The following is a 24621-nucleotide window of genomic DNA, read 5'->3' as shown; positions in this document are numbered from 1 at the left end:
GGCCAACATGTTGTCACTGCATACGAAGATCCCGCACGCCGACGCCGTCCACGACGAGCTCGTGCTGCCGTACGACCAGCGCGAACGGTGCCGCCAGCGCGCGCGCCTCGCCTCCGGCGAAGAAGTCGCGCTGTTCCTCGTGCGCGGCACGGTGCTGCGCGACGGCGAGCTGCTGACGGGTGAAGGAGGGAGAGTCGTCCGGGTCGTTGCGGCGGAAGAGCCGACGTACCGCGTGCTCTGCGCGGACGCGACGATGCTCGCCCGCTGCGCCTTCCACCTCGGGAACCGCCACACGCAGACGCAGGTCGGCACGGGCTGGCTGCGCATCCGCGTCGATCCCGTGCTGAAGGACATGGTGCTCGGACTGGGCGCCCGGGTGGAGGAGGAGCTGGCGAAGTTCGAGCCGGAAGCGGGCGCGTACGCGGGCGGCCACGGTCACGGCCATCACGACCACGGCGGCGGCCTGCTGGCGCCCGTGCCCCTGCGGCAAAAGATCCACCGGCCGGCGGACATCGTGGCGGACGCATGAACGCCGCGAGCCTGCTGCACCTGCTGCAGTTCGCGAGCCCCGCGCTGCCGATCGGCGGCTACAGCTATTCGCAGGGCCTGGAGACGGCCATCGAGGAAGGCCGCGTGCACGATGCCGTCAGCGCGCATGCGTGGCTCGTGCGCTATCTGGACGAGGTGCTTGCGCGCTGGGATGCGCCGCTGCTGTGGCGTTTGCTGAATGCGTTCGCCGCGCGCGACCCCGCCGCCATCGCGGAATGGAGTGCGTGCTTCCTCGCGTCGCGCGACACGGCGGAACTGCGCGCGGAGACCGTCCAGATGGGCTATTCGCTCACGCGGCTGATCGCGGAACTGGGCGTGGCCGACACCAGCCTGCTGGGCGACGAGGTGTCGCTGCCGGCCGCGTATGCGTGCGCCGTCGACGCACTCGACATCCCGCACGGGGAAGCACTGCTCGCGATGCTGTTCGCGTGGGCCGAGAACCAGGTGCTCGTGTGCGTGAAGTCGGTGCCGCTGGGGCAGGTGGCGGGGCAGCGCCTGCTGCTGTCGCTGCGCCCGGATATCGAACGCGCGGCTGTCACGGCCTGCGCGCTGTCCGATGCGGACCTGTCGAACTGGTCCCCCGGCCTGTCCATGCTGTCGATGCGGCACGAGGTGCAGCATGGGCGGTTGTATCGTTCCTGAAAGAGGTAAAGCAATGACATCGAATCCCCTGCGCGTCGGCATCGGCGGCCCGGTCGGTTCCGGCAAGACGGCCCTGTGCGAGATGCTGTGCCTGCGCATGCGTGAGCACTACGACATGGCCGTGATCACCAACGACATCTACACGCGCGAAGACATGGAGATCCTGCTGCGCGCGAATGCGCTCCCGCCCGAGCGCCTGATGGGCGTGGAGACGGGCGGCTGCCCGCACACGGCGATCCGCGAGGACGCATCGATCAACCTGGAAGCCATCGCGCGCCTGCAGGCCGACTTTCCGGCGCTGGAGCTGGTGCTGGTGGAATCCGGCGGCGACAACCTCGCGGCCACGTTCAGCCCCGAACTGTCGGACCTGACCCTGTACGTCATCGACGTGGCGGGCGGCGAAAAGATCCCGCGCAAGGGCGGGCCCGGCATCACGCGGTCCGACCTCCTCATCATCAACAAGACGGACCTCGCGCCGCACGTGGGCGCCGACCTGGACGTCATGGCCCGCGACGCCCAGCGCCAGCGCGGGGCGCGGCCGTTCGTGTTTACGAATCTGCGTACGGGCGAGGGCGTGGATGCCGTCGTCTCGTTCATCCGCGAGCAGGGTTTACTTGATCAATGAAAGGGAATGCCATGAAATGGAACGACAACACGAATATCCGGGTGCGCCATGAAGATACGTCCCCGCGTCCGCGCATGCGCCTGGGCGGTGCGGTCGCCGTGCTCGCCAGCCTCGCCGTGGCGCTGCCCGCGGCCGCGCATCCGGGCCATCCCGACGGCGGCTTCGCGGCCGGCCTGCTGCATCCGCTGACGGGACTCGACCATCTGCTTGCGCTGCTGGCCGTCGGCCTGTGGAGCCGCCAGCAGCGTCACGGCGCCGTGCTGCCGCCCGCGTTCCTCGTGATGATGGCGCTGGGCGCGGCGTGCGCCGCTGCAGGGCTCGCGCTGCCCGCGCTGGAGACGTCGATCGCGGCGACCGTGCTGCTGCTGGGAACCGTGGTCGCGTGCGCGCCCGGCCTGCAGCGCCGTCTGCCGCCGCAGGTGGCGATCGTCGTCGTGGGCGGATGCGCCTTCCTGCATGGGGTGGCGCACGGGCAGGAACTGGCGGGGATGGCGAGCGGCGCCGGCTTCCTGGTGGCGAGCGCCCTGGTGATGCTGCTCGGCGCGCTGCCGGGGGAGCGCGTGCGCCGCATGGCCGGCGCCGCGATCGGCGCGGCAGGACTGTGCCTGCTTGCCGGCGTCGTTTGAATCAGGCCTGCTTGCGGGGTTCGTCCGAGCCCGATCCCGGTTCGGCCAGGCGGACGGGCGCCGCCTTCTCCGGATACAGCGCGCGCACGCCGTCGTACACCTGCGCGATGGCGGCCATGTCGGCCGCTTCGTCCCCCGTCAACGTCAGCGAGCGCGTGACGTCGATGACCTTCCTGCCGTAGTCGAACGAGATGAGCAGCACGGGCACTCTCGCGGCCAGCGCGATGCGGTAGAAGCCGCTCTTCCAGTGCGGGCGGTAGCTGCGCGTGCCTTCCGGCGTGATGGCGAGCCAGAACGAGTCCGCCGCATGCATCGTCTGCGCGAGGCGCAGGATGGCGCCCTGCGGAGCGCTGCGATCGACGGCGACGCCGCCCCAGTAGCGCATGAGGGCGCCCATCGGGCCGCGGAACAGCGAATCCTTGGCGAGCCAGCGGAACTGCACGCCGACGGCCCACTTGGCGACCAGGCCGATGGGGAAGTCCCAGTTCGACGTGTGCGGGTACACGACGGCGATGCCGTGCGGGCCGGGCAGCGGCTTGAAACGGATGTTCCAGCCGATCGCGTTCAGCATGCGCAGCGCGGTGCGCTGGCCCCAGGTCGGCAGCGCGTCGGGGCGCATCAGGTAGTCGTCCATGTTCTCTCCATGCGGCAGGCCATTGGCATGCAACTTCAATTGCGCGTCGGCAAGCAAACCGGGCATTTTATAGCGCTACCACCAGGGGAACAAGCAAAAAAACTGGAAGCGTTGCGGCCACGTCGGTATCATCCTTGCCTCTCAAACAAGGATTTTCAAGATGGACATCACGATTTTTCACAATACCCGCTGCGGCACGTCGCGCACGACCCTGGAGACGATCCGCGCGACCGGCGTCGAACCCCACGTGGTCGACTATCTCGCGCAGCCGCCGACGCGGGATGCGCTGAAGGACCTGATCGCCCGCGCGGGTTTGAACGTGCGCGATGCCGTGCGCAGCAAGGAAGCGCTGTTCAAGGAACTCGGCCTGGACGATCCGGCCACGACCGACGATGCGCTGCTCGACGCCATGGTTGCGCATCCGATTCTCATCAACCGTCCGTTCGTCGTGACGCCGAAGGGTGTGCGGCTGTGCCGGCCGTCGGAGCTGGTGCAGGAGATTCTCTGACACCGCCTTTTTGACATCGTGAAACGACGGGTGGTATAGTCGTCCGACTTCGATTGGTAACGTTTCCAATCGCGCGGCCGACAATACCACAACGGGAGACACGATGACGACGAGACGAGATGCGATGCGGCTGCTGGGCGCCGCGACACTGGTGGGTGGGCAGATGACGATGACCGGCCGGGCCGTGGCAGCGCCTGCGGCCGCCCCGGCGGCCGGCGCCGCCGCCTGGCAGGTCGTCACGTCCGCGCCCGGCGCCGACCGTTTCGCCGCGCGTCCGCTCGGCACATTCCAGCCGGCGGGCCAACCGCCCGAGACGGACATCGCCGTCTTCGTCGACACGTCGAAGCGCTACCAGGAAGTGTTCGGCTTCGGCGGCGCCGTCACGGATGCCGTCGCCGAGGTCCACGCAACCCTGACGCCGGCGCAGCAGGAGGCGTTCCTGGCTGCGTACTTCGACCCGCGCGCGGGCCTGGGCTACAACATCCTGCGCACGACGATCCACAGTTCCGACTTCGGCAGCGGCAGCTACACGTACGTGCGCGACGGCGACCGCTCGCTGGCCTCGTTCAGCATCGCGCCGGACATGAAGCTGCGCGTGCCCCTGCTGCGCGCGGCGCTGGCGGCGGCGCGCACGCACGGCACCGACATGCGCGTGTTCGCCAGCCCGTGGAGCGCGCCGGCCTGGATGAAGTCGAACAACAGCATGCTCGCGGGCGGCAGCCTGCTGCCGGCATACCGCGACACGTGGGCGCGCTACGTCGTGAAATTCGTGCAGGCGTACGAGCAGGCCGGCATCCCCCTGTGGGGCCTGTCGGTGCAGAACGAGCCGATGGCGAAGCAGAAGTGGGAGTCGATGATCTTCAGCGCCGAGGAGGAAACGCGCTTCCTCGGCGACCACCTGGGCCCCGCGCTGAAGGCGGCGGGACTCGGCGGCAAGAAGGTCATCGTGTGGGACCACAACCGCGACCTGCTGCCGCAGCGCGCCGCGACGATCCTGGCGGATGCGAAGGCGCGGCCGTACATCTGGGGCGTCGGCTACCACTGGTACGAGACGTGGGCGGGCGGCGAGCCGATGCACCGCAACGTCGCGGCCGTGCACGCGGCCTGGCCGGACGTGAACCTGCTGATGACGGAAGGCTGCATCGAGAAGTTCGATCCGGCGCGGCTGCAGGACTGGGCCAACGGCGAACGCTACGGCCGCGAGATGATCGCGGACCTGAACGCCGGATCCAGCGGCTGGGTCGACTGGAACATGCTGCTCGACAGCCGCGGCGGGCCGAACCACAAGAACAACTTCTGCTTCGCGCCGCTGCACGCGAGCGACGACGGGCAGCTCGTCTTCACGCCGATCTACACGGCCATCGGTCACTTCAGCCGCTACATCCGTCCGAAGGCGCGCCGCGTGGGCGCGACGACGAGCCGCAGCACGCTCGATGCGACGGCGTTCCGCAACGCGGACGGGCGCCTGGCTGTCGTCGTCATGAACCGCAGCGACCAGCCGCAGCGGTACCGGCTGTTCGTCGACCGGCAGGAGGTGGCGGTCGAGATTCCCGCGCGGGCGCTGCAGACCATCGTCGGGTGATTCATCCTCATCGCATGACGCCACCTGCGTGGGTATCGCCGCCAGCACGAAAACCGCACTTCAGTTACATTGTGCGGCTATACCCTCTGTCTTAAGACCGGTTCACGCAGCCCGGCCTTGAAAGTGGGGGTATATGCACTTACATTGGCGTTCCGTATCCACAGGAGATTGTGATGAGCCGTAAGACCCCCATCGAGCGTTACCGCAACATCGGCATCAGCGCCCACATCGATGCCGGCAAGACCACCACCACGGAGCGCATCCTGTTCTACACCGGCGTGAATCACAAGATCGGCGAGGTGCATAACGGCGCGGCGACGATGGACTGGATGGAACAGGAACAGGAACGCGGCATCACGATCACCTCGGCCGCGACGACGGCCTTCTGGAAGGGCATGGGCGGCAACTTCGCCGAGCACCGGATCAACATCATCGACACGCCGGGCCACGTCGACTTTACCATCGAGGTCGAGCGCTCGATGCGCGTGCTCGACGGCGCCGTCATGGTCTACGATTCCGTCGGCGGCGTGCAGCCGCAGTCCGAGACCGTGTGGCGCCAGGCGAACAAGTACAAGGTGCCGCGCATCGCGTTCGTCAACAAGATGGACCGCGTGGGCGCCGACTTCTTCCGCGTCCAGCAGCAGATCCGCGACCGCCTGAAGGGCAACGCCGTGCCGATCCAGATCCCGCTCGGCGCGGAAGAGCATTTCGAGGGCGTGATCGACCTCGTCAAGATGCGCGCCATCCGCTGGGACGACGCGAGCCAGGGCGTGCGCTTCTCGTACGAAGACATCCCCGCCGACCTGGTACCGGTCGCGGAGAAATGGCGCGAGACGATGGTCGAGGCAGCCGCCGAGGCGACGCCCGAGCTGACGGAGAAATACCTGAACGGCGAGGCGCTGACGGAAGACGAGATCAAGGCCGCGCTGCGCGCACGCACGATCGCGGGCGAGATCGTCCCGATGCTGGCCGGCTCCGCCTTCAAGAACAAGGGCGTGCAGGCGATGCTGGACGCCGTCATCGAGTACCTGCCGTCGCCGGTGGACGTGCCCGCGATCGCCGGCCACGACGAGGACGACAAACCGCTGGAGCGTCATCCGTCCGATGACGAGCCGTTCTCCGCGCTCGCCTTCAAGATCATGACCGACCCGTTCGTCGGCCAGCTGACGTTCTTCCGCGTGTACTCGGGCGTCGTGAATTCGGGCGACACCGTGTACAACCCGACCAAGGGCCAGAAGGAACGCCTGGGCCGCATCCTGCAGATGCACGCCAACGAACGCAAGGAAATCAAGGAGGTGTTCGCGGGCGACATCGCGGCGGCCGTCGGCCTGAAGGGTGTCACGACGGGCGATACGCTGTCGGACCCGGACAAGGTGATCGTGCTGGAAAAGATGACCTTCCCGGAACCCGTGATCTCGCAGGCCGTCGAACCGAAGACGAAGGCCGACCAGGAAAAGATGGGTATCGCATTGTCGCGCCTCGCGCAGGAAGATCCGTCGTTCCGCGTGCGCACGGACGAGGAATCGGGCCAGACGATCATGTCCGGCATGGGCGAGCTGCACCTGGAAATCCTCGTCGACCGCATGAAGCGCGAGTTCGGCGTCGAGGCGACCGTCGGCAAGCCGCAGGTGGCGTACCGCGAGACGATCCAGAAAGCCGTCGAGAACGTCGAGGGCAAGTTCGTCAAGCAGTCCGGCGGCAAGGGCCAGTACGGCCACGTCGTGCTCAAGCTGGAACCGCTGGAGCCGGGCAAGGGCTACGAATTCGTCGACGCCATCAAGGGCGGCGTCGTGCCGCGCGAGTTCATCCCGGCCGTCGACAAGGGCATCCAGGAGACGCTGCCGAACGGCGTGCTGGCAGGCTACCCGGTGGTGGACGTGCGCGCGACGCTGACGTTCGGTTCCTACCACGACGTCGACTCGAACGAGAACGCGTTCCGCGTCGCCGCGTCGATGGCGTTCAAGGACGCCATGCGCAAGGCGGCGCCGGAACTGCTCGAGCCGATGATGCAGGTCGAGGTCGAGACGCCCGAGGAGTTCACGGGCAACGTGATGGGCGATTTGTCCACGCGGCGCGGCGTCGTGCAGGGCATGGACGAGATCCCGGGCGGCGGCGGGAAGCTGATCAACGCCGTCGTGCCGCTGGCGGAGATGTTCGGCTACTCGACGACGTTGCGCTCGCTGACGCAGGGGCGGGCCACGTACACCATGGAGTTCAAGCACTATGCGGCGGTGCCGAAGCACATCCTGGACCAGATCGCGACGGCGAGGGCGGCGAAATGACGCCGCTCCCGATCCTCGGCCAGGGCACCTGGAACATGGGTGAAGACCCGTCCGCCCGCGCGGCCGAGGTGGCCGCTCTGCGGCTCGGCCTGGACCTCGGCATGACCCTGATCGACACGGCCGAGATGTACGGCGAGGGCGGCGCCGAGGAAGTGGTCGGCGAGGCGATCGCCGGCCGCCGCGACGACGTTGTCCTCGTCAGCAAGGTCTATCCGCACAACGCCTCGCGCGCGGGCGTGCGCGCCGCGTGCGAGCGCAGCCTGCGCCGTTTGCGCACCGACCGGCTCGACCTCTACCTGCTGCACTGGCGCGGCGGCGTGCCGCTGGCGGAGACGCTGGAGGGGTTCGAACGCCTGCGCGACGAGGGCAAGATCCTCGCGTACGGCGTCTCGAACTTCGACACGGACGACATGGTGGAAGCGGCCGCGCTGCCAGGCGGCGCCGCCATCGCGGCGAACCAGGTGCTGTACAACCTCGTCAAGCGCGGCATCGAATGGGACTTGCTGCCGTGGTGCCGCGAGCGCGGCATTCCCGTGATGGCGTATTCGCCGCTGGAATCGAGACCGGGCGAGCAGCGCGCGCTGCTCGCCCGGCCGGAACTCGGCGAGGTGGCGCGCCGTCATGGCGTCACGCCGGCCCAGGTGGCGCTGGCATGGCTGCTGCGCCAGGACGGCGTCGTGACGATTCCCAAGGCCGTGCAGCCGGCCCACGTGCGCGCCAACCGCGCCGCGCTGGACCTCGCGCCGCAACTCACGCCGGACGACCTGGCGTTGCTGGACGCGGGCTTCCCACCGCCGGCCCGGCGCGTACCGCTGGCGATGCGCTGAAGGCGGCTCAGCGTCCCGACAGCCACTCGATCAGGTCGGGCGAGGCGAGGGGACGGCTGAACAGGTAGCCCTGTCCCTTCGCGCAGGCCTGGGCGCGCACGGCGGCGGCCTGGGCCTCCGTCTCGATGCCTTCGGCCACCGTGCTCATGCCGAGGCTCTGCGCCACCTTCACCGTCGCCTCGATCAGCACGCGGTGGTGATGGCTCGTGTCGGCCTGGCACACGAAGGAGCGGTCGATCTTGACCGTGTCCACGGGCAGCTGGTGCAGGCTGGAGAGCGACGAATACCCAGTACCGAAATCGTCCAGCGCCAGGGTGACGCCGACGGCCTTCAGTTCGTGCAGGCGCTGCTGCACCTGCTGGTCCTGCGCAGCCAGGCTTTCCGTCACTTCCAGCTGCAGCTGGTCCGGACGCATGCCGTTCTGCGCCAGCACGTCGCGCACGACGGCGGGCCAGCCCGGTTCCGCGAGCTGCGCGCGCGACAGGTTCACGGCCAGCAAACGCGGTGCGCGCTCGCCCAGTGCGCGCTGCCACGCGGCGAAGTCGCTGCAGGCGCGGCGCAGCACGAAGTCGCCCAGCGCGCCGATGAGCCCCGATTCCTCCGCCACCTGGATGAATTCGATCGGCGGCACGACGCCGCGCACGGGATGGCGCCAGCGCACGAGCGCTTCGACGCCGGCGGCATGGTCGGTGGCGCCGTCCGCGCGCAGGCCGACGACGGGCTGGTAGACGACGAACAGCTGGTCGTCGACGAGCGCCTGGCGCAGGTCCGATTCGATGTCGGCGCGGCGCGCGGCCCGTTCGCGCATCGCGGTTTCGAACGCGACGCAGCGGGCGCCGCCCGCGCGCTTGGCCTCGACCATCGCGATGCTGGCGTCGCGCAGCATCGCGCCGGCGTCCGCGCCCGCATCGCCGCTCCACACGAGGCCCATGCTCAGGCGGATGACGACATCCTGGCCGTCCAGTGCATGCGGGCGCGCCAGCGCATCGAGCAGGCGCGTGGCCACGCGCTCGGCGTCGGCGCGGCTGCGCAGGCCGTCCAGCACGACGGCGAATTCGTCGGCGCCGACGCGCGCCGCCATCTGGCCCGCGCCCGCGTGCGTGTCGATGCGGTCGCTCGGCGGACGCAACGTGGCGCGAATGCGTTCGCCGATCTGCACGAGCAGGCGGTCGCCCGTCGCCTGGCCCAGCGCGTCGTTGACCTGGCGGAAGCGGTCGCAATTCATGAATACGAGCGCAAAACCGCCGCCGTCCGCGAGCGGCGGCCGGCCCAGCATCTGCTGCAGCTGTTCCAGCACGGCTTCCCGGTTGGGCATGCGCGTGAGCGCGTCCGTGCGCGCCTGGCTGCGCAGCCGGCGCGCCAGGCGGTCCTGTTCGCGCTGTACTTCCGCGGTGGCGTCGGTCACGGTGGCCATCAGGCGCGTGCCGTCCAGTTTCAGGACGCTCAGCGACAGGACCTGCGGCGCGCCCGGCGCGGCCGCATCGCCCAGCTGCACGCGCAGGCCTTCGCACACGACGCCGGACGGCGCCTCGAACGCCGCCGTCAAGTCGCGCAGCTGCGGCGCCACGTCCTGCAGCACCGTGAACAGGTTGTCGAGGCTGCCGTCGCGCGCGAGCGGCATCAGGAGGCTGGACGACATCGGGTTCAGCATGTCGACCGTGCCGTCCAGGCTTGCCTGGACGAGGCCGATGGGCGCACGGTAGAGGAACTGGACGAGGGCCTCGTAGGCGTTCGTGTCGCTCATCGCTGCACCTCGCCATCGAGCGCCGGACGCCACCGTTCGACGCGGTCGCGGCCCGCGGCTTTGGCTGCATACAGGGCCTGGTCGGCGCGTTTCATCAGGCCATTCAATCCGAGCGCCTCGCCGTCGCACACGGCGACGCCGGCGCTGATCGTGCAGGCGATCTGCGCGCCGTCGTACGTGACGGGACGGCTGGCGACGAGCCCGCGCAGGCGTTCGGCCACGGCGACGGCGGCATCGAGGTCGGATGACGGCAGCAGCACGGCGAATTCCTCACCGCCCACGCGCGCGACCACATCCACCTGCCGGAACGTCGCGGACAGCAACTGCCCCAGGTGGCGCAGCACGGCGTCGCCGCCGGCGTGGCCGTGGCGGTCGTTGATGCGCTTGAAGTGATCGGCGTCGACGAGGACGAGGGCCGTGGGACGCGGCGCGCGCCGGTTGCGGTTCAGTTCCAGCTCGGCCGCCTCGAAGAATGCGCGGCGGTTGGCGACGCCCGTCAGGTGATCGCAGAACAGCGATTTGCGGCGCGCATCGATCGCCTCGCGCTTGTCGCTGACGTCGCGCAGCACGAGGCAGTACGCGGTTTCGCCCGGCTCGGCCTGCGCCGGGTCGCGGTCGGGCAGCGGGGAGATCATCGCGCTGGCCCAGAACTCGCTGCCGTCCGCACGCACGCGCGGGCCCTCGTCCAGGCTCCAGCCGTTCTGGTCGGCCTCGCGCAGGCGGTCGTCCGCGTGGTGGGGCGTCGTCGCGCCCTCCGGATAGAACACGGCATACGGCTGGCCGACGACGTCTTCGCCGTGCCCGGTGACGCGGCCGATCGTCTCGTTCCACGCGCTGACGCGGCCCGTGCCGTCCAGGCCGACGAGGGCGTAATCCGTGATGCTCGTGAGGAGGGCGCCGAGCCACGCTTCGTTCTGGCGCAGCTGGCGGTCGCGCCGCACCTGTTCCGTGACGTCCGACAGCACGGCCATCAGGCGCGCCTCGTCCAGCTTTAGGAGGGTCAATGACAGCACCTGCGGTCCGCGTTTCGGGCGCGCGTCGCCGCCGCCGAGCTGGATGTGCAGGCCGTCGCACACCATGCCGTTGGGCCGCGCGAACATCGCGCACAGGTGGCGCAGCTCGGGTGCGACGCCGGCGAGCGCGTCGAACAGGTTGACCAGGTTGCCGTCGCGCTGCAGCGGCATCAGCAACTGGGCCGAGACCGGATTGATCATGAGGATCTCGCCGTCGGCCGCCGTCTGTACGAGGCCGACGGGGGCCAGGTACAGGAACTGCATCAGCGCCTCGTGCTCGGCGGCGAGGCGGGCGTACGTTTCGGTGTCTGCCGTCATGCTTTGCGCTGGACGAGCACGTAGCGTACGGGGGTATGCGGTGCGGCCAGCAGACGCAGGGCGACTTTCACCGGGCGCATGCGCAGGGTCAGCACGTAGTCGATCGTGTCGTCGAGCGTCGTGCCGTCGTCCTGGGCATCCTCGAAGCGCTGCGCCACCATGAAATTGTTCAGGCAGGGCGCGACGTTCGTGAACAGCGGCTGGCCCAGCACGCGCGGCGGCGTCAGGCCGGCCGCGTCCGATTCCGTGCGGTTGTACTGGCACACGTTGGTGTCGTCGTCGAAGCCGATGACCCCGAAATCCAGGCGGTCGAGATCGTCCGTTGCCAGCTGCGCGAGGCGCGTATGCAAGTCCGGGGCGGCGAAGGACAGGTCGGGGGCGGTCATGGGAACTCCAGCGGAAGATCGTGTTGCAGGAAAGAAAGGCATGGTGACATGACGCCATGTCTCTGTCAAACCTATCGTGTGTATATGTCACATTGGCGCGTCCGTACGCGTTTGACAGCAGCGATCCGTCCCGTCATAGTCTGCGCGCCATATCGACGACGAGACATCATGCCGGGACGATCACATTCTGCCTCAAGTGGCCCCATGCGCGGCGCCAGCCCGGACGGGTGGTGGACGCACGGCGATGCCTTGCGCCGCGTCGTCACCGACCTGCTTGCCGCCGAACTGGCGCAGATGCGGCCCGGCCGGCCGTCAGCGCCGGCGTCCTGGTCGCCCGACACGCAGTTCGTGCGCGACCTGGGCGTCGATTCGCTGGAGCTGATGGGGCTCGGCACGGCGCTGGCCGAGGCATTGCACTTGCAGCGCGGCGGTATCGACGAGCAATTGCTGGCGCGGCCATGCATCGGCGACTGGATCACGAGCGCGCGGGCTGGGCTGGACGCATGCGCCACGGCCGGCGTGGCTGCGGATGAACTCGCGCTGACGTTCCGCACGTCGGGCAGCAGCGGCAGTCCGAAGCGTTGCACGCATGCGCTCGCCACGCTGGAGCAGGAGATCGCCGCGCTGGCGCAGCTCGTGCCGGGCCGGCGGCGAGTCCTGAGTGCCGTTCCGAGCCACCATATCTACGGGTTCCTGTTCACCGTGCTGTTGCCAAGGCGGTTCGCGGGTTGGCATGACGGCGGCGCGGTCGAGGTGATCGATATGCGCCGGGCCGGTCCGGCCGCGCTGGCCGGCCTGGCGCGTCCCGGCGACCTCATCGTGGCGCACCCTGGCTGGTGGGAAGCCGCGGCGCGCGTCACGCCCGCATTCGACGCGGACATCGTCGGCGTGACATCGACCGCACCTTGCCCGGACGCGCTCGCCGCGACGCTGGCCGCCGCCGGCCTGCGCCTGCTGCAGGTCTACGGGAGCTCGGAAACGGCCGGTGTCGGCTGGCGCGACCGGGCAGACCAACCCTTCACGTTGCTGCCGTACTGGACCCGCGCGGATGACGCCGCCTGCCTGGCACGCACGCTGCCGGACGGGACGGCACGACCTTATCCGTTGCAGGATCGGCTGGACTGGTCCGACGCGACGCATTTCGTGCCCGCGGGACGCCTCGACGACGCCGTGCAGGTCGGCGGGATGAACGTGTTCCCGGCCTGGGTGGCGGACGTGCTGGCGCTGCATCCGCAGGTGCGCGAGGTGGCGGTGCGGCTGATGCGTCCCGACGAGGGCCGGCGCCTGAAAGCCTTCGTCGTGCCGCGGTCCGGTGCCGACGTCGACAGCCTGCGCGCGGATCTGCCCGGCTGGATAGCGGAACGGCTGACGGCGCCCGAGCGGCCCGTCGCGTGGACGTTCGGCCCACGCCTGCCGCGCCAGGCCAGCGGCAAGCCGGCGGACTGGATCATCGACGCCGAATGACGCCGCCGTGCGCCGGTGGTGCCTGACCGGGCGCTTGATCGCGTCGGCCTCGCGGCAGCGTGCACGGAATCTTGCGCTGCCGTTCCACTCGAACCCACTCGAACGTCCGCGCCAGCCGGCCGGTGGACCAACGGACCCGGGACCATGAACATTGTGATCGAAGCCAAGGACATCGTCCTCGTCCTCGTCGGCGTGGCAGGCAGCGTGGTGGCGAGCTATATCTACCGGTATCTGGAAAGTGCCAGTTCCGCGTCGCAGGCGCTGGAACGGGATCTCGATTCCACCGACCCGATCGTGCGCGACCGGGCGACACGGCATTGCCTGCTGACGGCCGCGAAATTCTTCGTGTTCGCGAATATCTTCACCGTCGTCTCGGGCGGCGCGTGGATTTTCGGGAACGCCTTGTACGACCTCACGTTGCTGGTGCTGGGAGCGGCGTCGGTGATCGCCATCCTGCTGCTGTGGGGCGCGTTGCGCTGGCTCGTGCGCGCCCAGAAGGGCAATGGCGGTTGAGACGCGCGCGGGCGCTGCCCCGGGCGGCGTCAGGATGCGGGCTGCGCGTCCGTCACCACCACCGTCATGTAGGCGTCCAGGAATTCCTGCGGCATGCGGCGCGGCCGGCCGCTCGACAGTTCGATGCACACGAGGTCCCACCGGCCGCGCAGCACCGTCGCGCCGTCGCGTTCGCGCACGAGCTGGAAGCGGCGTTCCATCGCCAGCTTGCCGTCGCCCGCGACGAGCCACGTGCCCAGCACGAGCGCCTCGCCGGCAAAGGTCGGCAGCAGGTAATCGTATTCGCCGCGCCGGATCGCCATGGCGCGGTCGAGGCGCCGGTAGTCGTCCAGCGACAGGCCCAGCGCTTCCGAATGGGCCCACCCGGCCTGTTCGCACCAGCGGACATAGACGGCATTGTTGGTGTGGTTCAGCCCGTCGATGTCGGCCGCTTCCGGGACACGGGGCAGGGTGAACGGGTGCGGGAAATCCCAATCCAAGACAAGTCCTTCCTGTTGCTGCGGGTGGATGCGTGCCGCGCGGGCGCGCGCCGCCTATTCTACGTCGGCGCACGGGTCCGGTGGTCTTTACGGCGGCCACGCTCATGCCAGCACTCATGCCAGCTCCAGCAGCAGCGGCTGGTGGTCGGATCCGGCCGCGGCCGTATCGACGCGGATCGTCCGCCCCCGTGGCGCCAGCGCGGGACTGACGCAGGCGTAATCGAACGTGACCGGCTGTGCCGCCGTGGGGTCGCGCAGCCCCACGGTCGGCGCATGGGGCTCGCCGGGATGCACCAGTTCCCAGGCGTCGCGCCACAGGGGCGTACCGTCGGGGCCGGGCGCCAGCAGGCGCGCGTGGCAGTCCGAACCGGGCAGCATGTTGAAATCGCCGGCGAGGATGGCGGCGGCGGGATGCGGCAGCGGTGCGAACGGCACGCCGCCCGGACCGTCGGGCGCCGGCGCCGGTGCGCCGGACATGCCCGCGTGTGCGAGCGCTTCCGCCTGGAGTTCGCGCAGGCGCTCGACCTGGGCCATGCGCTGGCGCACCGAAAAATACTCGAGGTGGACGTTCAGCACGCGCAGCATGCCGTCCGGCGTGGCGACGACGGTATCGAGCGCGGCGCGGGGCATCGCCGGTACCCCGGGATCGGGCGGCCAGGGCAGGGCGTGGCGGCGCACGTGGACGATGTGGCCGCGCGCGAAGGTCATGCACCCGAGGCGGCGCGGGGACCCATCCGCGTTGCGCGTGTCGAGGGCGAACGCGGACGCGGCGTGCAGGTGGTCGAGGCGCCGCGCGAGGCCGGCGAACTGGTCGCCGATCGGTCTGCCGTCGCGCGCAGGCAGGCCGCAGCCGACTTCCTGCAGAAGCAGGATGTCGAAGCGGGCGCCGAACGCCAGCACCCGGTCGACGACGCGGTCGAGGTCGGATCCACCGTCCGGCGTACGGGCGCATTGTATGTTCCAGGTGATCAGTGTGAGCATGGCTTTCCTTTCGAGATCGTCAGGCTAGCGCGGCACCGGTGTCGCGGACTGATGCAGCTCAGGCGTGCGCAGCGAACTGCCGCACTGGCGTACGGTCTATGCAAACGATGGAGGCGCGACGATGTACACGATGATTCTTTTGTTGTACCTGCAGCAGGGCCTGGACGTGACGCTCGACCAGGCCAATCTGCGGGGGCAGTACCTGAAGCAGGGCGAATGCGAAACGGCAGCACGCAGGTTGCGTGGGCCGGTGCCCATTCCCCGCAATTACTCGGCGGCCTGGCAGGACGTCATGTGCATCAAGGTGAACAACAACGTCCGGGTCAACGAGATGAAGCCGATCGACCTGTCCAAGGCGCTGCAGGCCTATGCGCCCCTGCATTGCCAGGCCGAGGGGGCGTGGGAAAGGATGGCCGAGCTGTGCCGCGCACCGGAACAGCCGGGCAACGACGAGGAAGGAGGCGGCGGGGCCGGCGACAGGCCTGCCAGGTCGGCGAAACGCTAGCGCGGTGCAGTGCCGTTCAGGGATCCTGGTTCCACACGACGCCCTTTGGGCAGTCGGTGGCACCGGCAGCGCCTGCGCTCGCCGCGGTGATCGAGCCGGTGCCCGGCATCCCGGCCAGGGGCATGCCGACGCCACCGGCCCGGCGGCAGCGGAACCGGTTGCCCTGGCGGAAGCGGTAGATGACGACGCCGTCCGGGGACGTGTACGTGTCGGACTGCAAGGTCAGCGAGCGGTCGATGTGGGCGGATTCGACGCCGCGCTGGAAGCGGGCCATCGGCGTATCCGCTTCGGTCGGCACGCCCGGCTTGCCCTTGCGGAGCTCACGGTCGACGCGTCCGGCCTGCTGCTTCGCGAGGCCTGCCATGAAGCCGCCTTGCACGGACGATGCGCCAGCCGGCGTGCGCGCGAGTGCGCGTGCGTCCGTGGCCGGGTCGACCGCCTGCGCGGTGTCGATAGGGTTGGGCACGGACGGCGCCGCTTCCGCTGCCGACGGTGCCGACGGGGAAGTCATGGGCGCTGGGTCGACACGCGGATCGGGCCCGGTTGCGCGCCGTGCCTCGTCGTCGTCAGGTCGATGCACGGGTTCGGGCTGGACCGGCGGGACGGAAATGGAGGGTGCTGCCCGCAGGGACGGCTCGGGCAGCAAGCGCATGTCCGCGTCCTGCGGCGGCCGTGCGGCCGGGCTGCGGTCGGTTTGCACGAGGAACGTCACGACCCGGGGCGGGCGGACGGGAAGGAGGCGCCGTTCCTGCGTCCACAGGAACAGCGCAAGCAGGTGGACGGCGCACGTGACCGCCAGCACGACGCGTCTGCGCGCGTCGAACGTGGCGTGCGATATCGCGTGTGCGCCGTTCGCCACGTTCAGTGCGCCGTCATGGCCTGCCGGATGGTGACGCAGCGCTGGTCGTCCTCGGCCGCGTCGAGCAGGGCGCGGCGGGTGCCGGCCGACAGCGCCTTGTCGGCGCCGGCGGCCGCCTGCAGGCGCTGGACGCTGGCCGGCGTGCAGCCGGCCGGGATCAGTGACTGACCATAGGCGCGCATGTAGACGGGACCTGCGCTCTTGTCGAGCTGCGGCAGGCGTGCAAGACGCGCGTCGGCCGTCTGGTCGCCCAGGCCGTGCTGCTCGGCCGGGTACAGGTGCTCCATCACCGTACGCACCTTCGAGAACGGCAGCTTCGTCTGCAGGTCGTGGACGGTGCCCAGCCATTCGGTCTTGACGGCCGGGTCGGGGCGGCTGACGATGGCCGACAGGGCGGCGGCCTGGCCCGCGTCCGACTTGTCGCGCGCCTGCTCGGCCTCGACGAGGGCGGCGGCGCCCGGGTAGTCATAGCGGTTCAGGCGGCCGATGATGGTCCAGCGCAGGTCCTGGTTGATCGCGAGGCCATCGACCTGTTCCTTGCCGTCGAGGATGGCGGCGAGGCGGCGCAGCGCGTCCGGCGAGCTGGCGACGTCGATGTAGTTGCCGAACCAGCGGCGCTGGAAGTTGTCGTCGCCCTTGTTCGCGAGCGTGCTGGTCCAGGCCATGTCTTCCAGCTGGCGCGTGACGGCCTGGGCGTAGGAGGACCGGGATGCGGCCTGCGGATCCATCAGGTCGAGGTAGCGCTTGGCGCCCCCGACCTTGCCGAGCACGTCGCCGAGCAAGGTGTAGTCTTTTTCTTGCGGCGCATTGTTGAGTGCCGTGGACAGGAAGTCGTTGAGCGGAAGCTTGCCGTCGCGGACGCCGTCCCACAGGCTTTGCCACAGCATGGCGCGCAGCAGCGGGTCATCCACGGCAGCCAGGTGGCTGCGCGCGCTGTCGAACGAGCGCGGATCGAGCTGGACCTTCACGAAGCCCCAGTCCTCGTAGTTCGGGTAGACGAGGTCGGGGCAGGCTGCGCCGTTCATGGCCGGGACCGGCGTCTTCGCGCCCTTGTACGTGACGGCGACGTTGCGCTCGAGCTTGTAGTCCTTGCCGTCCAGGCGGAACGCGGCCACCTGGACGCGCTGCTCGCGCAGGGTCGGCAGGGCCTTGCTCTGGGCGGTCTGGTTCAGCGTGAAGCCGGTGATCTTGCCGGCCTTGCAGGCGTAGTTGGCGGCGATCGTGTTGACGCCCGGCTGGTACAGCCATTCCTTCGTCCAGCCAGTCAGGTCGCGGCCGGCGGCCTGGCCGAGGCTCCCGATGAAGTCGTCCAGCTTCGCGTTGCGGTACTGGTATTTGACGAGGTAGTTGTGCACGCCCTTGCGGAACACGTCGGCGCCCAGCAGGTGGCGCAGCTGCATCAGCGTGGAGGCGCCTTTCGAATACGTGATGTTGTCGATGTTGTCGAACGCGTTCTGCGTCGACGGCACCGGGACTTCGATCGGGTGCGTGGTGCTGCGCTGGTCCTGCGCGTAGGCGCGCTGCTTGCCTTCCGAGTAGAAGGCACGCCACGCGTCCTTGAATTCCGTCGCCTCGGCCGTCGCCAACGTGCCCATGAACGACGCGAAGCTTTCGTTCAGCCACAGGCCGTTCCACCACTGCATCGTGACGAGGTCGCCGAACCACTGGTGCGCCATCTCGTGCATGATGACATAGGCGAGGCGCGCGCGCTGCTCGGCCGTCATGTCGGCCTTGTACATGAAGCCGCGCTCGGCGAACGTGATCGCGGCCGCGTTTTCCATCGCGCCGTACAGGAAGTCCGGCACGAGGACCTGGTCGTATTTCTCGAACTGGTAGGGGATGCCGAAGTAATCGTCGAAGAACGCCAGGCCGGCCTTCGTGTACTTGAACCACTCGGCCGGCTTGACCTGCGCCGCGACCGACTGGCGCGCGAACAGGCGCATCGGATACTTGCCGCTCGTGTCTTCCCACATCTTGTAGGGACCGGCGTGCATCGAGAAATTGTACGGACTGAGCTTCCTGGTCTTCGCGAACGTCCAGCGGCGCAGGTCGCCGGCCGGGGCGACGTTCGTCTCGCGCGTCGTCGAGATCACCTGCCAGTCGGCCGGCACGCTCACGGTCACCTGGTACGTGGCTTTCAGGTCGGGCTGGTCGAACACGGCGAACATCTGGTGCGCGGCGGCCGGTTCGAAATGCGAATACGTGTACACGCGGCCGTCGACGGGGTCGACCATGCGGTGCAGGCCTTCGCCGTTCGTGCTGTGCGGACGCTCGTAGGCCACGACGACGGTGTTGCGGCCTTTGACGAGGTCCTGGGCGGGCACGGTGATGAACCAGCCGTTGTAGCGCGGCGTGACGGTCTTGCCGTTGACGGTCAGCGACTTGATCGTGGCCTTGTCGAGGTCGACGGTGAGCGGGCTGTCCGCATCCTTCAGGTCGAAGGCCAGGGTCGTCGTGCCGCTGAACGTGTCCTTGCCGGTGAGCGTGAAGTCGAGCAGGTAGTCGACGTTGGACACGCGCGCCGAGCGGGCGGCCGCGTCAACCTGCGACAGGTAGGCGTTGTCGGCACGTGCCGGGGTAGTGGCAGCGTGGACGGCAGGGGTAGAGGCAAACGCCAGCGCGGTAGCGACGGCGAGCGGCAACAGGCGGGGTAGGCAGGTCTTCACGGGACTCCTTGCGACGATTAACGAAGGCCGCGGCTTGTGACCACGGCCTGTAGGAATCTCACAAGAATATCATGTCAGCAATAGTATTCGTATCGGTGACGCCTGCGAATGAAGGGTTTTTTACCGGAATATATGCATGGGAAAGGAGGGAGATGCTCGGACGAACAGGGCGCCCGTCCGAACATCGAGGCGGCGTCAGCCGTTGGCCTGCAGGGCCGGATAGTCCGTATAGCCTTCGGCGGTCGGCGCGTAAAACTTGTCCGGGCGCGGCGCGTTCAGCGGTGCATTGCGCTTCAGACGTTCCGGCAGGTCCGGATTGGCGATGAACCATTGACCGAAGGCGACGGCATCCGCGTCTCCGCTCGTGAGCAATTGATCGGCGCTTTCCTTCGTCAGTTTTTCGTTGGCGATGTAGACGCCGCCGAAAATCTTCTTCAGTTCCGGACCGAGGCGGTCTGCGCCGATCGCTTCGCGCGCGCAGATGAAGGCGATGCCGCGCTTGCCCAGCTCGCGTGCCACATAGCCGAACGTGTCCAGCGGCGTGGAATCGCCCATGTCGTGGGCGTCACGGCGCGGTGCCAGGTGCATGCCGACGCGGTTGGCGCCCCAGACATCGATGCACGCGTCCGTCACTTCCAGCATCAGGCGCGCGCGGTTCTCGATCGGGCCGCCATAGGCATCCGTACGCTGGTTGGTGCTGTCTTGCAGGAACTGGTCGAGCAGATAGCCGTTGGCGCCGTGGATCTCGACGCCGTCGAAGCCGGCCTTCTTCGCATTCTCCGCGCCCTTGCGGTAGGCGGCGACGATGGCCGGGATTTCCTCGAGCGTCAGTGCGCGCGGGGTGACGTACGGCTTCACGGGGCGCACGAGGCTGACGTGGCCCTTCGGCTGGATGGCCGACGGCGCGACCGGCAGCTCGCCGTCCAGGAAGAGCGGGTCGGAAATACGGCCCACGTGCCACAACTGCAGGAAGATGCGGCCGCCTGCGTCGTGCACGGCAGCGGTGACCTGCTTCCAGCCTTCGACCTGTTCGTCGGACCAGATGCCCGGGGTGTCGGCATAGCCCACGCCCATCGGGGTCACCGAGGTCGCTTCCGACAGGATCAGACCGGCCGAGGCACGCTGTACGTAGTATTCGGCCATCAGGGCGTTCGGCACGCGGCCTGCGCCCACGGCGCGCGAGCGGGTCAGCGGCGCCATGATGATGCGGTTCGGCAGCTCGAGGCTGCCGACCTTGATCGGGTCAAACAAAGTCGTCATTGGTACTCCTGTGTCAATGATCCGCCGCGTTCGTGCGGCGAAGAGAGGGCATCTTAAAGCAGGGCCGGAAATCCTGCTGAGGACGCCCCAATTTCGCAGCGCCGGGGTGCCATCGACGGGCCGGTGCTATACTGGCCGGTTTTTCGTCGGGCAGGAGCAATCGATGAGCTGGATCTACCTGGCCGTGGCCGGCCTGCTGGAAGTCGCGTGGGCGGTCGGACTCAAATATACGGCGGGCTTCACGCGCCTGTGGCCGTCCGTGTTCACACTGGCGACGATGGCGGGCAGCGTCGGCATGCTCGGCCTGGCGCTGCGCACTTTGCCGCTCGGTACCGCCTACGCGGTCTGGACGGGCATCGGCACGATAGGCACGGCGGTGGCGGGGATGGTGCTGCTGGGCGAGCCGGCCGGCGCGCTGCGGTTGCTGTCGATCGGCCTCATCGCGGCCGGCATCGTCGGCCTCAAGCTGTTGACGCCCGCCTGAGCATTCGGGCCGACATCAGGGCATGTCCGCCCAGCGCGCGTAGATGCGGTCCAGTTCGCCGCTGGTCTTCAGTTTGTCGAGGGCGGCGCCCAGCAGGGGCGCGAGCGCGGGGGCGGCCCTGCGGCTGACCCAGAAATACGTCGGCTCGTCGCCCAGCACGACGGGCAGGACGCGCACGCGGTCTTCCAGGCCGTCCTTGCGGATCAGGTAGTGCAGCGTGAGGTCGTTGACGTAGGCAAAGCGGCCGTGGCCGGCCAGGATCTTGCGCAGGTTCACGCGGTTGTCGTCGGTCGCATCGTCGATGCGCACGCCGGCCGCGACCAGGCGTTCCGTGAACACCGAGGCGCGCTGCGTCGTGACAAGGTCGCCCAGCCGCGCGAGATCCTGTTCCGATTCGATCGTGACCGGGTCGTTCCTGCGTACGACGAGGTAGTGACGCACCTGATAGATCGGCCTGCCCACGGGTCGCCCGATGCCGAGCCGGCGCGCCGACGACACGAGGCCGCAGGCCGCATCCAGCGTGCCCGTCTCCAGTCCCGTTTCGATGCCGGACAGCGAGCGGCTGTTGCGCTGGTAGCCGGTGAAGTGCAGGCGCGGTTCGATCTTCTCGATGGCGGCCATGATGTCCGGGCAGATGCCGGTGACGCGGCCGCCTTCGCGCAGCCACTTCGGTTCCAGCACCTCCTGCGAGGCGACGCGAACCTCGAGCGCCCGCGCCGCCGGACCGACGGCGAGCGCGAGCGCCAGCAGCGCATGACACATTGTGAAGCGCACTGTTCTTGCGTAATTCCCCATTCGCATTTTTTCTGTCGAGTTCTTGCGAGACGGCCGATTGTCGCACGATCCGCGCACGTTTGACCTGAATCGTCTCCGCATCCCGGCCGCACGCGAAGATACCGCTGCCAGCCCGAAAGGCCGGCGCCGACAAGGAGAATGGGATGATGGTCTTCATCGCGAAGCCGGGCCCGGTCATGCACGCCGGCCGGAGGCGGGTTCGCCATGCGTGAGTCGCACGACTTCCTGTCCATCGTCGTGCCGTTGCGCGACGAGGAGGACAACGTGCTGCCGCTGGCGACGCAGGTGCAGGCCGCACTGGCGGGCGCGCCGTGGCCGTGGCAACTGATCCTCGTCGACGACGGCAGCCGCGACCGCACGAGCGAACGCATCCGCGAAGCGGTCGCCGCGTGTCCGCGCCACCTGAGCGGCGCGATCCTGCGCCGCGGCTTCGGGCAGACGGCCGCCATGCAGGCCGGGATCGACCTCGCGCGCGGCACCGTCATCGCCACCCTGGATGGCGACCTGCAAAACAATCCCCACGACATCGTGCGCATGGTGCGCCGCCTGCTCGACGAAGACCTCGACCTGCTGGTCGGCTGGCGCCGCGCCCGCCGCGACGGGCTGTGGCGGCGCCTGCCGTCGCGGCTGGGCAACCGGCTGATCGGCCTGCTGACGGGCGTGCCGCTGCACGACTACGGCTGCACGCTGAAGGTCTACCGCGCGGCCGTGCTGCGCCGCGTGCGCCTGTACGGCGAGATGCACCGCTTCATCCCGAGCTGGATGGCGACGCTGACGTCGCCCGACCGCATCCGCGAGGAAGAGGTCAGCCACTTCCCCCGTCGCCACGGGCGCTCGAAATACGGCGCCTCCGGCCTGGGGCGCGCCGTGAAGGTCTTGCTGGACCTGCTCACGATGGCGTTCTTCGTGCGCTTCCGCGCCAGTCCCGGGCATTTCTTCGGGCGCATCGGGCTCACCTGCGGCGGCGCCGGGCTCGCCGTGCTGGGCTGGCTGACGTGGCAGAAGCTGGGCGAGGGCGCCGCGATCGCCGGGCGTCCGCTCCTCCTGCTGGGCATCCTGCTCGTCGTGATCGGCGTGCAATTCGTCTGCACGGGCATCCTCACCGAAATGCTGGCGCGCACCTGGTTCGAAGCGGGCGGTGCCCCGGCCTACGTCGTGCGCGAGACGGTGGGCGGCGCGGGCGAAGAGGTGCCGGGCCACGAATGGCCGGGCCACGAATGGCCGGCCCACCAACGGCCGCGTCCGGCGCGGGAGCGGCCATGAACACGCAGGGACCGGAGATGCTGGCGCGAACGCCGCCGGCACAAGAACGTGGGTCCGGCGCACTGGCCGTGCTGGCGCCGTGGGCGTGGCCGGCGCTGCTCGCGGCGGCCGTGTGGCTCGGGCTGTTTTACAACCTGGGTGCGATCCCGCTGTTCGACGTGGACGAGGGCGCGTTCGGCGAAGCGACGCGGGAGATGCTGGCGCGGGGCGACTACGTGTCGACGTGGCTGAACGGCCAGCCCCGCTACGACAAGCCGATCCTCATCTACTGGCTGCAGGCCGCGTCCGTGCGCCTGCTCGGCCTGGACGAATTCGCGCTGCGGCTCCCGTCGGCGCTCGCGGCCACGGCGTGGATCGCCGCCGTCCACGCGTTCACGCGCCGCGTTGTCGACCGCGACACTGCCCATGCCGCCGCGTTCATCGCCGCCACGAGCGCCGGCGTCGTCGTGATCGGCCGGGGCGCGATCGCCGACGCCTTGCTGAACCTGTTCCTCGCGCTGGCGCTGTTCGACGTCTACCGCGAACTGGTCGACCCGCGGCCGCGCTGGCGCCGCCGCGTATTCCTCTGGATCGCGCTCGGCGTGCTGACGAAGGGGCCCGTCGCGCTGCTCGTGCCGGCTGCCGCCAGCGCACTTGCGTTCGGGCTGCAGGGAAGGATGAATGGCTGGTGGCGCGCCGTGCGCGACCCGGTGGGCTGGCTGATCCTGCTCGCCGTCGCGGGACCCTGGTATGCGCTGGAATACGCGGCCCGGGGCGATGCATTCCTCGCCGGCTTTTTCATGCGCCACAACGTCGAACGGTTCCTCGTGCCGTTGCAGGGGCACGCGGGCAGCCCCTTCTTCTACCTGCCGGCCGTGCTGCTGCTCGTGCTGCCGTACACGGGGCTCCTGCTGGCCGCGCTTCCCGGCGTGCGGCGGATGCGCACGACGCCCCTCGACACGCTGCTGTGGTGCTGGTTCCTGTTCGTTCTCGGCTTCTTCACGCTGGCCGGCACCAAGCTGCCGCATTACCTGCTGTACGGCGCGACACCGCTGTTCATCCTGATGGCACGCCGGCGCCATGCGTTGCGCAGCCGCGTGGCGGCACTGTGGCCCGCGCTGGTGCTGGTCGCCGCCGTCGCGATCCTGCCGCTCGTACTGCACCATGCGGCGCCGGGCGCGCGCAACCCGTACGTGCGCGAAGCGCTGTCGCGGGCCGACGTGTTCGGTCCGGCCTGGCATGCGCAGGCGATCGCGCTGCTGGCTTGTGTGGTGCTGCTGATGCTGTGGCCCGAACGGCCGCGCACGGGCGGCCCCTGGGCCCGTCTCGTGGCGGCCGCACTGGCCTGTTCGTACGCGTTCGGCGGCCTGCTGCTGCCCGCCGCGGCCGAGCTGCAGCAGGGGCCCGTCAAGCGGGCCGCGCTGCTGGCCCGGCAGGCCGGCTGGCCCGTGCGCAGCTGGCGCATCAACGTGCCCAGCTTTTCCGTCTACCGCGACGCCGTCACGCCCGCGACGGATGCGCCGCGCCCCGGCGACGTCATCCTCACGCGCAGCGATGCGCTGGACGGCTTGCCGTCACCCGTCCGCGTGCTGTTCCGCGAAGGCGGCGTGCTGCTGGTGCGCATCGAAGGGTAACGC

Annotated in this window: 24 protein-coding genes; 14 read left to right on the top strand and 10 right to left on the bottom strand. The window is 69.2% G+C overall.

Going from position 1 to position 24621, the window contains the following annotated elements:
- The first annotated feature begins 7 nt into the window (after nucleotides 1-7).
- The 4 genes from ureE to P0M04_RS28430 are packed head-to-tail and all read left to right on the top strand — an operon-like array spanning nucleotide 8 to nucleotide 2442.
- The gene (ureE, locus tag P0M04_RS28445) at nucleotides 8-529 is read left to right on the top strand and encodes an urease accessory protein UreE (RefSeq protein WP_259450989.1); all 522 of its coding nucleotides are present in this window, start codon (nucleotides 8-10) and stop codon (nucleotides 527-529) included.
- Nucleotides 526-1191, top strand: coding sequence for an urease accessory protein UreF (locus P0M04_RS28440; protein ID WP_259450990.1), 666 nt, complete (start codon nucleotides 526-528; stop codon nucleotides 1189-1191). The genes ureE and P0M04_RS28440 overlap by 4 nt, the downstream gene beginning before the upstream one ends.
- A 13-nt stretch (nucleotides 1192-1204) precedes the next feature.
- Nucleotides 1205-1816 (top strand): urease accessory protein UreG, encoded by a 612-nt coding sequence (gene ureG / locus P0M04_RS28435; RefSeq protein ID WP_259450991.1) that lies wholly within the window; start codon nucleotides 1205-1207, stop codon nucleotides 1814-1816.
- An 11-nt stretch (nucleotides 1817-1827) separates the two neighbouring features.
- A complete protein-coding gene (locus P0M04_RS28430; RefSeq protein ID WP_307727254.1) occupies nucleotides 1828-2442 on the top strand; it encodes a HupE/UreJ family protein in 615 nt (204 codons plus the stop codon).
- 1 nt (nucleotide 2443) lies between these two features.
- On the opposite strand, the gene P0M04_RS28425 is transcribed toward P0M04_RS28430, so the two are convergent.
- Nucleotides 2444-3076, bottom strand: a complete 633-nt coding sequence (locus P0M04_RS28425; protein ID WP_259450992.1) for a 1-acyl-sn-glycerol-3-phosphate acyltransferase — start codon at nucleotides 3074-3076, stop codon at nucleotides 2444-2446.
- Nucleotides 3077-3236: 160 nt separating this feature from the next.
- Here P0M04_RS28425 and arsC point away from each other — a divergent pair, with 160 nt between their 5' ends.
- The 4 genes from arsC (at nucleotide 3237) to P0M04_RS28405 (ending at nucleotide 8275) form a co-directional block, all read left to right on the top strand.
- Nucleotides 3237-3584 (top strand): arsenate reductase (glutaredoxin), encoded by a 348-nt coding sequence (gene arsC, locus P0M04_RS28420; RefSeq protein WP_259450993.1) that lies wholly within the window; start codon nucleotides 3237-3239, stop codon nucleotides 3582-3584.
- A gap of 103 nt (nucleotides 3585-3687) precedes the next feature.
- Nucleotides 3688-5166 carry a glycoside hydrolase family 30 protein gene (locus P0M04_RS28415; RefSeq protein WP_259450994.1) on the top strand — a complete coding sequence of 493 codons (1479 nt, stop codon included), beginning with the start codon at nucleotides 3688-3690 and terminating at the stop codon, nucleotides 5164-5166.
- 173 nt (nucleotides 5167-5339) lie between these two features.
- Nucleotides 5340-7448, top strand: a complete 2109-nt coding sequence (gene fusA / locus P0M04_RS28410) for an elongation factor G (protein ID WP_259450995.1) — start codon at nucleotides 5340-5342, stop codon at nucleotides 7446-7448.
- The gene (locus P0M04_RS28405) at nucleotides 7445-8275 is read left to right on the top strand and encodes an aldo/keto reductase (protein ID WP_259450996.1); all 831 of its coding nucleotides are present in this window, start codon (nucleotides 7445-7447) and stop codon (nucleotides 8273-8275) included. The genes fusA and P0M04_RS28405 overlap by 4 nt, the downstream gene beginning before the upstream one ends.
- A gap of 7 nt (nucleotides 8276-8282) precedes the next feature.
- Here P0M04_RS28405 and P0M04_RS28400 read toward each other — a convergent pair whose 3' ends face one another.
- From P0M04_RS28400 to P0M04_RS28390, 3 genes are read right to left on the bottom strand one after another with little or no spacing between them, the layout of a single operon-like run.
- On the bottom strand, nucleotides 8283-10019 hold the full coding sequence (locus tag P0M04_RS28400; RefSeq protein WP_259450997.1) for a putative bifunctional diguanylate cyclase/phosphodiesterase: 1737 nt from the start codon (nucleotides 10017-10019) through the stop codon (nucleotides 8283-8285).
- On the bottom strand, nucleotides 10016-11350 hold the full coding sequence (locus tag P0M04_RS28395; RefSeq protein WP_259450998.1) for a sensor domain-containing diguanylate cyclase: 1335 nt from the start codon (nucleotides 11348-11350) through the stop codon (nucleotides 10016-10018). Before P0M04_RS28395 ends, P0M04_RS28400 begins: the two co-directional genes overlap by 4 nt.
- On the bottom strand, nucleotides 11347-11736 hold the full coding sequence (locus P0M04_RS28390) for a phosphonate transporter (protein WP_259450999.1): 390 nt from the start codon (nucleotides 11734-11736) through the stop codon (nucleotides 11347-11349). The genes P0M04_RS28395 and P0M04_RS28390 overlap by 4 nt, the downstream gene beginning before the upstream one ends.
- A 204-nt stretch (nucleotides 11737-11940) precedes the next feature.
- Between P0M04_RS28390 and P0M04_RS28385 the strand changes: the two genes are divergently transcribed.
- Nucleotides 11941-13200, top strand: a complete 1260-nt coding sequence (locus P0M04_RS28385) for an AMP-binding enzyme (RefSeq protein ID WP_259451000.1) — start codon at nucleotides 11941-11943, stop codon at nucleotides 13198-13200.
- A 144-nt stretch (nucleotides 13201-13344) separates the two neighbouring features.
- A complete protein-coding gene (locus P0M04_RS28380; protein ID WP_259451001.1) occupies nucleotides 13345-13713 on the top strand; it encodes a hypothetical protein in 369 nt (122 codons plus the stop codon).
- A gap of 29 nt (nucleotides 13714-13742) precedes the next feature.
- Here P0M04_RS28380 and P0M04_RS28375 read toward each other — a convergent pair whose 3' ends face one another.
- Nucleotides 13743-14192, bottom strand: coding sequence for an acyl-CoA thioesterase (locus P0M04_RS28375; RefSeq protein ID WP_259451002.1), 450 nt, complete (start codon nucleotides 14190-14192; stop codon nucleotides 13743-13745).
- Between the two features lie 114 nt (nucleotides 14193-14306).
- Entirely contained in the window at nucleotides 14307-15173 is an 867-nt protein-coding gene (locus P0M04_RS28370; RefSeq protein ID WP_259451003.1) for an endonuclease/exonuclease/phosphatase family protein, read from the bottom strand.
- A 130-nt stretch (nucleotides 15174-15303) separates the two neighbouring features.
- On the opposite strand from P0M04_RS28370, the gene P0M04_RS28365 reads away from it, so the two are divergent.
- A complete protein-coding gene (locus P0M04_RS28365; RefSeq protein WP_259451004.1) occupies nucleotides 15304-15678 on the top strand; it encodes a hypothetical protein in 375 nt (124 codons plus the stop codon).
- Nucleotides 15679-15694: 16 nt separating this feature from the next.
- Here the strand turns inward: P0M04_RS28365 and P0M04_RS28360 are convergent, their stop codons facing one another.
- From P0M04_RS28360 to P0M04_RS28350, 3 genes are all read right to left on the bottom strand, one after another.
- A complete protein-coding gene (locus P0M04_RS28360) occupies nucleotides 15695-16537 on the bottom strand; it encodes a hypothetical protein (protein WP_259451005.1) in 843 nt (280 codons plus the stop codon).
- Between the two features lie 2 nt (nucleotides 16538-16539).
- Nucleotides 16540-19203, bottom strand: coding sequence for an aminopeptidase N (gene pepN / locus P0M04_RS28355; RefSeq protein WP_259451006.1), 2664 nt, complete (start codon nucleotides 19201-19203; stop codon nucleotides 16540-16542).
- 195 nt (nucleotides 19204-19398) lie between these two features.
- Nucleotides 19399-20463, bottom strand: coding sequence for an alkene reductase (locus tag P0M04_RS28350; protein ID WP_259451007.1), 1065 nt, complete (start codon nucleotides 20461-20463; stop codon nucleotides 19399-19401).
- A gap of 163 nt (nucleotides 20464-20626) precedes the next feature.
- On the opposite strand from P0M04_RS28350, the gene sugE reads away from it, so the two are divergent.
- Entirely contained in the window at nucleotides 20627-20947 is a 321-nt protein-coding gene (sugE, locus tag P0M04_RS28345) for a quaternary ammonium compound efflux SMR transporter SugE (protein ID WP_056131479.1), read from the top strand.
- A gap of 15 nt (nucleotides 20948-20962) precedes the next feature.
- On the opposite strand, the gene P0M04_RS28340 is transcribed toward sugE, so the two are convergent.
- Nucleotides 20963-21721: a substrate-binding periplasmic protein gene (locus tag P0M04_RS28340; protein WP_259451008.1), complete on the bottom strand. Its 759-nt coding sequence runs from the start codon at nucleotides 21719-21721 to the stop codon at nucleotides 20963-20965.
- Nucleotides 21722-21946: 225 nt separating this feature from the next.
- Here P0M04_RS28340 and P0M04_RS28335 point away from each other — a divergent pair, with 225 nt between their 5' ends.
- Both P0M04_RS28335 and P0M04_RS28330 read left to right on the top strand, forming a co-directional pair.
- Complete coding sequence (locus P0M04_RS28335) at nucleotides 21947-23005, top strand: glycosyltransferase family 2 protein (protein ID WP_259451009.1); 1059 nt, start codon at nucleotides 21947-21949, stop codon at nucleotides 23003-23005.
- Entirely contained in the window at nucleotides 23002-24618 is a 1617-nt protein-coding gene (locus tag P0M04_RS28330; protein ID WP_259451010.1) for a glycosyltransferase family 39 protein, read from the top strand. The genes P0M04_RS28335 and P0M04_RS28330 overlap by 4 nt, the downstream gene beginning before the upstream one ends.
- The last annotated feature ends 3 nt before the right edge of the window (nucleotides 24619-24621 follow it).

Source organism: Telluria mixta (genome assembly GCF_029223865.1).
Taxonomy (GTDB): Bacteria; Pseudomonadota; Gammaproteobacteria; order Burkholderiales; family Burkholderiaceae_D; genus Telluria; species Telluria mixta.
Note: the sequence above shows the minus strand (reverse complement) of the source record. Positions and strands in the feature narration are given on the sequence as shown.

What these genes read in the sequence shown, in the direction of transcription:
- ureE (WP_259450989.1), top strand. Translation starts at nt 8, where the DNA reads ATGTTGTCACTGCATACGAAGATCCCGCACGCCGACGCCGTCCACGAC.
- P0M04_RS28440 (WP_259450990.1), top strand. Translation starts at nt 526, where the DNA reads ATGAACGCCGCGAGCCTGCTGCACCTGCTGCAGTTCGCGAGCCCCGCG.
- ureG (WP_259450991.1), top strand. Translation starts at nt 1,205, where the DNA reads ATGACATCGAATCCCCTGCGCGTCGGCATCGGCGGCCCGGTCGGTTCC.
- P0M04_RS28430 (WP_307727254.1), top strand. Translation starts at nt 1,828, where the DNA reads ATGAAATGGAACGACAACACGAATATCCGGGTGCGCCATGAAGATACG.
- P0M04_RS28425 (WP_259450992.1), bottom strand. Translation starts at nt 3,076, where the DNA reads ATGGACGACTACCTGATGCGCCCCGACGCGCTGCCGACCTGGGGCCAG.
- arsC (WP_259450993.1), top strand. Translation starts at nt 3,237, where the DNA reads ATGGACATCACGATTTTTCACAATACCCGCTGCGGCACGTCGCGCACG.
- P0M04_RS28415 (WP_259450994.1), top strand. Translation starts at nt 3,688, where the DNA reads ATGACGACGAGACGAGATGCGATGCGGCTGCTGGGCGCCGCGACACTG.
- fusA (WP_259450995.1), top strand. Translation starts at nt 5,340, where the DNA reads ATGAGCCGTAAGACCCCCATCGAGCGTTACCGCAACATCGGCATCAGC.
- P0M04_RS28405 (WP_259450996.1), top strand. Translation starts at nt 7,445, where the DNA reads ATGACGCCGCTCCCGATCCTCGGCCAGGGCACCTGGAACATGGGTGAA.
- P0M04_RS28400 (WP_259450997.1), bottom strand. Translation starts at nt 10,019, where the DNA reads ATGAGCGACACGAACGCCTACGAGGCCCTCGTCCAGTTCCTCTACCGT.
- P0M04_RS28395 (WP_259450998.1), bottom strand. Translation starts at nt 11,350, where the DNA reads ATGACGGCAGACACCGAAACGTACGCCCGCCTCGCCGCCGAGCACGAG.
- P0M04_RS28390 (WP_259450999.1), bottom strand. Translation starts at nt 11,736, where the DNA reads ATGACCGCCCCCGACCTGTCCTTCGCCGCCCCGGACTTGCATACGCGC.
- P0M04_RS28385 (WP_259451000.1), top strand. Translation starts at nt 11,941, where the DNA reads ATGCGCGGCGCCAGCCCGGACGGGTGGTGGACGCACGGCGATGCCTTG.
- P0M04_RS28380 (WP_259451001.1), top strand. Translation starts at nt 13,345, where the DNA reads ATGAACATTGTGATCGAAGCCAAGGACATCGTCCTCGTCCTCGTCGGC.
- P0M04_RS28370 (WP_259451003.1), bottom strand. Translation starts at nt 15,173, where the DNA reads ATGCTCACACTGATCACCTGGAACATACAATGCGCCCGTACGCCGGAC.
- P0M04_RS28365 (WP_259451004.1), top strand. Translation starts at nt 15,304, where the DNA reads ATGATTCTTTTGTTGTACCTGCAGCAGGGCCTGGACGTGACGCTCGAC.
- P0M04_RS28350 (WP_259451007.1), bottom strand. Translation starts at nt 20,463, where the DNA reads ATGACGACTTTGTTTGACCCGATCAAGGTCGGCAGCCTCGAGCTGCCG.
- sugE (WP_056131479.1), top strand. Translation starts at nt 20,627, where the DNA reads ATGAGCTGGATCTACCTGGCCGTGGCCGGCCTGCTGGAAGTCGCGTGG.
- P0M04_RS28335 (WP_259451009.1), top strand. Translation starts at nt 21,947, where the DNA reads ATGCGTGAGTCGCACGACTTCCTGTCCATCGTCGTGCCGTTGCGCGAC.
- P0M04_RS28330 (WP_259451010.1), top strand. Translation starts at nt 23,002, where the DNA reads ATGAACACGCAGGGACCGGAGATGCTGGCGCGAACGCCGCCGGCACAA.